At 38.4% G+C, this 7,250-nt stretch carries 9 protein-coding genes; 5 read left to right on the top strand and 4 right to left on the bottom strand.

Annotation, left to right across the window (positions count from 1 at the left end; genetic code table 11):
• Nucleotides 1–498 precede the first annotated feature (498 nt).
• The gene (locus tag HMPREF3138_RS27145) at nt 499–720 is read right to left on the bottom strand and encodes a hypothetical protein (RefSeq protein WP_230122584.1); all 222 of its coding nucleotides are present in this window, start codon (nt 718–720) and stop codon (nt 499–501) included.
• A 130-nt stretch (nt 721–850) separates the two neighbouring features.
• On the opposite strand from HMPREF3138_RS27145, the gene HMPREF3138_RS26335 reads away from it, so the two are divergent.
• The gene (locus tag HMPREF3138_RS26335; RefSeq protein ID WP_097293727.1) at nt 851–1,231 is read left to right on the top strand and encodes a hypothetical protein; all 381 of its coding nucleotides are present in this window, start codon (nt 851–853) and stop codon (nt 1,229–1,231) included.
• 10 nt (nt 1,232–1,241) lie between these two features.
• On the opposite strand, the gene HMPREF3138_RS26330 is transcribed toward HMPREF3138_RS26335, so the two are convergent.
• The gene (locus HMPREF3138_RS26330; RefSeq protein WP_097293728.1) at nt 1,242–1,484 is read right to left on the bottom strand and encodes a hypothetical protein; all 243 of its coding nucleotides are present in this window, start codon (nt 1,482–1,484) and stop codon (nt 1,242–1,244) included.
• 546 nt (nt 1,485–2,030) lie between these two features.
• On the opposite strand from HMPREF3138_RS26330, the gene HMPREF3138_RS12790 reads away from it, so the two are divergent.
• The 4 genes from HMPREF3138_RS12790 to HMPREF3138_RS12775 all read left to right on the top strand — a co-directional run bounded on the left by HMPREF3138_RS12790 (nt 2,031) and on the right by HMPREF3138_RS12775 (nt 4,223).
• The gene (locus HMPREF3138_RS12790) at nt 2,031–2,597 is read left to right on the top strand and encodes a hypothetical protein (RefSeq protein ID WP_032278471.1); all 567 of its coding nucleotides are present in this window, start codon (nt 2,031–2,033) and stop codon (nt 2,595–2,597) included.
• A 15-nt stretch (nt 2,598–2,612) separates the two neighbouring features.
• Nucleotides 2,613–3,164: a lipoprotein gene (locus HMPREF3138_RS12785; protein ID WP_070559089.1), complete on the top strand. Its 552-nt coding sequence runs from the start codon at nt 2,613–2,615 to the stop codon at nt 3,162–3,164.
• Nucleotides 3,165–3,173: 9 nt separating this feature from the next.
• The gene (locus HMPREF3138_RS12780; protein WP_000430099.1) at nt 3,174–3,449 is read left to right on the top strand and encodes a hypothetical protein; all 276 of its coding nucleotides are present in this window, start codon (nt 3,174–3,176) and stop codon (nt 3,447–3,449) included.
• 153 nt (nt 3,450–3,602) lie between these two features.
• A complete protein-coding gene (locus tag HMPREF3138_RS12775; protein ID WP_032260063.1) occupies nt 3,603–4,223 on the top strand; it encodes a hypothetical protein in 621 nt (206 codons plus the stop codon).
• A 605-nt stretch (nt 4,224–4,828) separates the two neighbouring features.
• Here the strand turns inward: HMPREF3138_RS12775 and HMPREF3138_RS12770 are convergent.
• Both HMPREF3138_RS12770 and mobQ read right to left on the bottom strand, forming a co-directional pair.
• Complete coding sequence (locus tag HMPREF3138_RS12770) at nt 4,829–5,122, bottom strand: YciI family protein (RefSeq protein WP_032260060.1); 294 nt, start codon at nt 5,120–5,122, stop codon at nt 4,829–4,831.
• Nucleotides 5,123–5,197: 75 nt separating this feature from the next.
• A complete protein-coding gene (gene mobQ / locus HMPREF3138_RS25540; protein ID WP_083301484.1) occupies nt 5,198–6,694 on the bottom strand; it encodes a MobQ family relaxase in 1,497 nt (498 codons plus the stop codon).
• Nucleotides 6,695–7,250 lie beyond the last annotated feature (556 nt).

Raw genomic sequence — 7,250 nt, 5'->3', positions numbered from 1 at the left:
TCTTATTTCTTATTTCTTATTTCTTATTTCTTGCAAAATTAAATTAATAAAAAATAGGCATGTAACCCTTGTAGGATAAGGACGAAAACAGGTGACTGACTGTACGGTGAGTTTTCATGACTTTGCAGTCAGTTTCTATGTCATTTTATGATTTAAAAACGACAATGTTTTAAATTATCGCCACTGGAATATTTGTTGATTAGAGATAATGCTCTTCATATGCCACTGTATGGATGGGGCATTAATTATGCAGCGTGAACTACTAAAAATCAGACATCTCCTTTTCAAAAATCCCATGAAGACTTTCAGTGTCAATAATGTAATTGTTATCTGAGTCATATCCGCAGAAGTTAAATCGCAAAGCAAATGCTCTACTATTATCATTAACTGATTCAATCGCAATAAGTTCATAATGGTACATTTTAGCGAGTTTAGTTAAAAGCTTCAATAATGCTGTGCCATGACCTGAACGTTTTCTTTCAAAAGATATTTGAGAAATTACAATTGATTTTTTTCGAGATGATACCCATGTTTTACCAAATCGAAGATAAAGACGAAATTTTTTCTGTGAGCATCAATACGAAAGAAATCACTATCTCTGTTTATATGGTCACAAAGTTCAGCCGCAGGGCGCTTATAAGGATATATTGAGTCTAGCCATTTGTTTGTTTCATCCAATATTTGTTGTTTTTCTATTGGTGATATTATTTCTTGAGTCATAGCCCCATCCATTCAATCAAAAAAACTTCATTTTTCAAAATTTTACTAACAAAATTCTTGAGAAGTCAATTATAAATTGACGGGATGTTTTAAATTGATTAGTAAAATATCATGAAAATAGGAGATTCGAATGAGAAGAGGTTATAATAAAGAACTTGATATGCTTGCTTCAGCACTTTTTAATGGAAATCATGATTCTAAAAATATTGGTAAAATGTTAGTTGAATTGTATGTATCAGATAAGAACAACAAAAACATGAGATGTTTATTCTGTAAGATGGTATCCCGAATGGAACCAAATGATATGAAATTTACGATCCAATGGTTGAGACATAGATATTCAGAAAAGGGAACAGATTTTCCTCATAAAGAAAGGCTATGTCTTGCTATATCAATACTTACTCCATTAAAAAAGGAAAAGTCAGAAAAACTAATACCATGTCGTGATGCTTTAGGTGAAGCGTTAACTCAATCTTATCCATTTATCAAGCCGATAGATGGGGATGAGTGAGTTAATAATTTTATGGTTTATAAGTTGGGTTTTCAGGATCATCAGTGAAACCCTTGAGGTTTTCGAGTAGTTCTTCATTAGCGGCTTCAAGCTCGTTATTTAACACAGTAACCTCCCTTTCTGCATCAGCTGGGAAATCATAATGATCAGGGAGTGTTACTCGTCTTTCTGAATCATATACGGCCCATTTTTGTTCAATGACTGTGCCATCAAGCTCTTCGAGTTTAATTATAATAGCACGGTATCGGGACATGATGGTTACCTCTATTACTACATGTGATTTATGGATAATAGCATTTGGTAGTCACCAGAGCTATCACCAGCGGAATGAGATGCTTAAAAATACAGTGCCGGATAAAGTCTGAAACAATGTTGAGAAGCTGGGAGGCATTATTATGTGCTGGGCTATCAGTTTCACACGAGAATGCCAGCCATCCTCTTCATCCTGCCTGCATCAACCTTCGAATGAGCGACGCGTTACGCCGCCTCTTCTGATTCATATCTTACGATAGGTATCTTCAATTGATCGTTATTAAAGATCGATAATTTACATTCGATAGTTTATGACTATCAAAATGAGGTTAATTGATCGGTATTTTAATTGATTAAATCGATCGATAATTTGTTTATGATAGCTTGTAGCTATCAAATGATTTGAATTCGATCGATACAAACGATATGACGAACAGAAAAATAAATTGAATCCTATCAATTGATTAATGCTTTTTTACAGCCCAGAGAGACCAACCTATGGGTAGGGCTGTCTTTGACATAAAGTTTCCACACATTGGGGATAGATATGAAATTACGGATAGTGATGCCTCTACTGCTGTCTGCTGCCGCACTGACAGGATGCCAGCAGCTCAACGATGGTGTGAATACAGTTAATGGAGCAATCAGTTCTTCGTTGTCTTCAGTAGGTAAAGCGCTGGGGGGCACCGCCACCACTCAAAGCCTTGGCCCGGTATCGTCTGTATCTGGCCTTGGTGCTGTCTGCAAAGACTATGAAGAAAACGCAATGGCGGCAGAGAAACAGTGGACTGGCAAAAGGATCTCTATCACCAATGCCACTGTTCTGGAAGTTACGAAGGGCAGAAGTGCCAGCGATATGATGACGGGAATGCCTAAGTCAGCCCCTAACTATTACCTTTTATTTAAAACCTCTGATACCAGCTACTGCGGCGCGATGGTCTGGCTGGATTACTACTCTGGTATTGATGATGCCGTTCTTACTTACAAGAAAGGCCAGAAAGTCAGTGTCACTGGAACAGTCAACAACTTTGAAGTTCGTGGCTTCGCCACAGTAAACAATGCCGATATGCCAGTTCGTCTTGTTGTTCTGAGAAACGGCACAATCAACCATTAACTCTGGGATAACACTATGCGTAAATTTTTACTCGTGGCGGGTCTTGCTGCTCTTGTATCGGGATGCGGTGAAAAAGGCGATTTTGAAAAAGCGATCAACGCAAAAATATCACAATCAAAGCTGTGCTACTCCTTGCAGGATAATGACATTGTGTTCAATAAGGGCTTCCCCATCCGGGTCAACCATGGCTACCGTTCAGCGGGGTATAGTGCCAGTGATGAAATATTGAAAGGTCTGGCTAATCAGGGACTGCTTGATGTTTCTCAACAAGCTAATGGTTTCAGTAGTGTCGATGTTCTGGAAGTAACAGACAAAGGCCAAGCGGTTGAGTTTTGGGATCGTAAAGATGGTGCCTGTGTTGGTCATCGTGCGGTTGCTGAGATAAAGGAATGGACTGAACCGGGAAACGGTAATCAGAAAGTTGTTCGCGTGTCTTATACATGGAAGTTGGCGGATGTTCCTTCATGGGTAGACAAAAAAGTGTTCTCAAGTGTCAAGGGTATGAATGAACCTGAAGAGAGCATGATTAATCTTGTTCAAACCAGCAATGGCTGGAAAGCGATCTAAGGGGCTATCATGGAAAACAATACCATCAAGTGTCCATTTTGCCTGAAAGAAAGCCAAAGGGGTGTCCATGTCTGCACCGGCTGCATGGCGACGGTTCTGTATGGAACCTACCCCGGCTGGTATGCTTTCGTGGTTATATTATTGACCTTCGGCCTGTCTATACTGATCGGAATGTCTACAGGTATGGCGGGAGCTACTATCAGCCTACCAATAATTGCGGCTGTTGGGTTTGTCGCAGGTAAGGCAATTTTCTCTGATAATGTTGTGTTCAGAAGAAGGATGTAATTTAACTTATGTTATTCTTAAAGCCGCATCGTTTTATGACGATGTGGCTTCATGTACTACCAAAAATGGGGAGCCTGATGATTGTGTTGTACTATTGTAACACTTAATATAACATTATATTGCTTACAAATTTCATGAAGTTAAGGTAGACTAATGAATGATAATAATGTAGATAAAAATAGTGTTTCTTTATCATGTCGGGATGAAAAAAAGAAAATTGGTGATGTGAACCTGAAAGGCATTATTGACGGAGTTGAAATTAACTGTACTGTTGATTTGTCATTTCATAAAGCTAAGGAAAGTGAAAATGGTGAAACAAAAAAAGAAGTCCAAATATTAACGAAAGCGCAGTGGGTGATCTATTTTATTCTACCTCTCCTTGTTGTTATAGTTGGCTTTTTTATTGATTCGTTTATAGATGCAAGTCATCACCTGACTCTTTTTATATCACCACTGGCATTTGGTATTATAATACATAAGATGGTGATGAATAGTTCGAATGTGAATATCCATTATTTCAAAAAGCTTGTTGATACAACGGGATTGGTTTCTTCAACGTTAAGTGCAAGTATTCTAATATTCAAAACGATTAATGTTGAAAATCCATACATTAGTATGCTGGATTCGTTGAAAGACGCTGGAGTGTTCAGTTCAATTATATTTTATATTATAATGGCACTCGTGTATATTGTTGTCTGGATATTTGCGACATCGATAACTATTAAGTTAATGATCACATATGATGAACTAATAGCAATGAAGAATAAAGCCTAAGATAAGAGAGGCGGTATTTTATACCGCCTATTTTTTCATAAATAATTTGTAGTTTTTGAATAGGGGGAGAAAAATAATCGTAGTAGCTAACCATAAAGCCAACGTTATGCCACATAACATCGATAGTATGGGGATGTTTTTATTTCCATTTATGAAATATATTAAAGAAGTACCTATGGTAGTTATAAGCGTCAGGCAGGATAATAAAATGTATATTGCCATTGGATAATTTATCTTTTTCATGTTTCACCTTTGGTATTGGATTTTTTTAATTTAATAACATATAAAAACAATCCGTCAAGGGAATTGCTCATAAGCTACTCTTCCAGATAACGTGCGTAGATATGCAGCTAATAACCACAATTCTCGGTTTCTGAGCCATCAGGATTGAAATTCTTAGAGTTGGAATATCTGAGTTACGCTTCATTAACCTGAAGCTGCATGAGTGTATATCACTTTCAGGAAGCTCAGTCCTGATTGCGCTATCTGGACAATCGCCAAACATCATAAACAACTAAACGGACTGAACTATGTAGAGCTTAGCACCTATTCGACGCGACGAATAATATCCTACGCAGAAAATCATTTACTAAAATTCGATAAAGTCAAAAAATCTTATCAAGAAGAGGAACTTTCATACTGGCTTCAAAGGGAATAATTTCAGCTTTAGCAATGTTTAATTTTTGGAATGGATCCTGACTAAGGCGTTCTTCCAAAGATTCAAGGCTGTCACATTTGGCAAGTATAATGCCACCGTTTCTTGGAATTCTCCTGCCCGAGGCAAGAAACACACCATCCGAGTAACCCTTTTTAAGCCATTCAACATGGGCTGGTATCTGCGCGTCAACTTCTTCCAGTGATTTTATATACGTTAAAACAACTACATAAACAGTACTCATTTTAAATTCCTTACAAAAATTGGGTTTAAAAATAATACCACCAGAGTAACCAAAGTTAAAGTAATTAGATTGGTTCTATTTCCAGTAGCCCGGAGGCTTTGATTTTGACACATTACTTCTTCTGGCTTGTAGGGATGGCATAGAAGGAGTTAGATCCTTGCTGTGATCGTTTTCTGGCAGTTCGTGCTTAGGACGACTTGGGAAACGGGTGATCTCATCCGGTGTTGGTTTATAGTCATCTTGGTTAAACTTGGCTTTTTTCTCATATTCAGTGCGAGAGATATGACGGCCTAATACCTCGTCAAAGACGTAGTTTTCAGCAATACGTTTATCATGTTCTGTACTGACAGGATCATGATTAACTCTTCTAGCCCATACAAATTTTTCTTTGAAGAAATCTATGACAAGAGTTGTGAAGCGTTTAAAAATATTATCCTGACGTGGAGTAGTCTTATTCTTTCTTGCACGGTCAGGGGCGCTTCTGGATGCCCTGTTTGGGTTTTGAGAGGTGGATGTTTTCAGAATAGTATTTGTTCCAGAACCAGAAATACTGACTGATGGTTTCTTACCTGCAACGACCTTACTGACTTTTGTTTTATCACGGTAAGATTTAACGCCACGCATACGAGTATGAGGAGCTGGTGCAACCAAAACAGGTCTTTGATTCTCATCAGTAGAAGAGCCGGAGTGTGTTTCAGGTAATACGATTTGTTCTGGTTCAGCAAGATGTGTAATCGTGAAGCTTCTGACATCAACGACGATTTCAAGATCAAGTTCACTGAATGTTTTGTAGACTTCAACAGCTTCTTGTTTAGCAGCGTCACGAACAGCCTGTTCTGCGGCTCTTTGCTCCTGAGCAGCCTTACTACGCCATTTGGCACTGTGGATACGTTTCATTGCAGGGCGATTTGTTTCAGCGGCCTTGGCAAGCCATAACGCTTTTTCTTCATTATCTAAAGCTACCGCCGCTTTTTCTAATGCCTCTTCATGCTGGGCCTGAAGAGAACGATGGTCAATACGTTCTGACGAACCAGCGGCAGCAAGGTAGCTGTTAGCCATAGATGCCCATGATTCACGCCACAACACAGACATTTTTCTGTCGTTCCAGCTTCTTTCTTTTTTACCAAAACCTTCCGGGCCTATGGTTTTTAAGGTTAACATAACGTGAGCATGAGGGTTATCACTATCAAGATCATGGAAAGCGATGTCAGCAATCATGCCTTTATCAACGAAATTTTTCTGGCAATACTCAAGGACAAGTTTTTTCTTGTCGTCATTGTTTAACTCGGCAGGAATAGCAACATCGAAATAACGGGATGTTTGACCATTGTTCTGGCGCTCAACTTTTTCCACTTCATTCCACAATGCTGTAGAATCTTTTACGATGTGTTCTGGTGCGTTAGCTGGAGCTAATATGAAATGCCCATATAAATCAGTACGGCGACTGTAATCATACGTATCACCTGTTCTTTCATCTGTTATACGTGTACGAGCATGATAGGCAGCCTTCGCAACGGAAGACCTGCCTTCTGAACGTTTCACAATTTTAAAATCAAGATGAAAAATAGCCATACAATAAAAACAACCTCAATATAAATTTAAATATCAAACCAAAATATAACTCTCCAATGCGACTATGCTGGTTTTAGTTTTTCGCAAGAAAAACTCTGGTGTTGACGTTGACCTTGTTTCCGAAGGAAACGGTGTTAGCCTGCGGCAGGCAACCGTCGGTAGACCCCACACACTGCGTAGCAGTGTATAGGTGGGCATTGCTTTATTTTTATATCTCCTAACGGAGCTAAAAATAACGACAATGTTTAAAGTTTTTCTATACTTAAATAATAACTCTAGTTTTACAGGCTGTGAAATTAACAGGGCTAGAATCGGATGAACGGCTGAGGTATTACACGAATCTTAATGACTATGGTTTTAGAGAGCGCCCGTAAGGGCAAAAGTAGTTAAATTAGTCTCCCGCCGTAGGCGGGAAAGATGAAATTTATAAAAATATGATAAAAGATAACTTAGAATAGATTAATGTGTGAAATTCTTGTCAGAAATTAAGAAGTGATTTTAAAATCATGAATGAGAGAAAATAAGTAACGCGATGAGGATTAGACGTTTAAGGTTA

Source organism: Serratia sp. HMSC15F11, assembly GCF_001808215.1.
Classification (GTDB): Bacteria; Pseudomonadota; Gammaproteobacteria; order Enterobacterales; family Enterobacteriaceae; genus Serratia; species Serratia nevei.
Note: the sequence above shows the minus strand (reverse complement) of the source record. Positions and strands in the feature narration are given on the sequence as shown.

Excerpts from the sequence above, each read along its gene's own strand:
- HMPREF3138_RS27145 (WP_230122584.1), bottom strand. The coding sequence starts at position 720 with ATGACTCAAGAAATAATATCACCAATAGAAAAACAACAAATATTGGAT.
- HMPREF3138_RS26335 (WP_097293727.1), top strand. The coding sequence starts at position 851 with ATGAGAAGAGGTTATAATAAAGAACTTGATATGCTTGCTTCAGCACTT.
- HMPREF3138_RS26330 (WP_097293728.1), bottom strand. The coding sequence starts at position 1,484 with ATGTCCCGATACCGTGCTATTATAATTAAACTCGAAGAGCTTGATGGC.
- HMPREF3138_RS12790 (WP_032278471.1), top strand. The coding sequence starts at position 2,031 with ATGAAATTACGGATAGTGATGCCTCTACTGCTGTCTGCTGCCGCACTG.
- HMPREF3138_RS12785 (WP_070559089.1), top strand. The coding sequence starts at position 2,613 with ATGCGTAAATTTTTACTCGTGGCGGGTCTTGCTGCTCTTGTATCGGGA.
- HMPREF3138_RS12780 (WP_000430099.1), top strand. The coding sequence starts at position 3,174 with ATGGAAAACAATACCATCAAGTGTCCATTTTGCCTGAAAGAAAGCCAA.
- HMPREF3138_RS12775 (WP_032260063.1), top strand. The coding sequence starts at position 3,603 with ATGAATGATAATAATGTAGATAAAAATAGTGTTTCTTTATCATGTCGG.
- HMPREF3138_RS12770 (WP_032260060.1), bottom strand. The coding sequence starts at position 5,122 with ATGAGTACTGTTTATGTAGTTGTTTTAACGTATATAAAATCACTGGAA.
- mobQ (WP_083301484.1), bottom strand. The coding sequence starts at position 6,694 with ATGGCTATTTTTCATCTTGATTTTAAAATTGTGAAACGTTCAGAAGGC.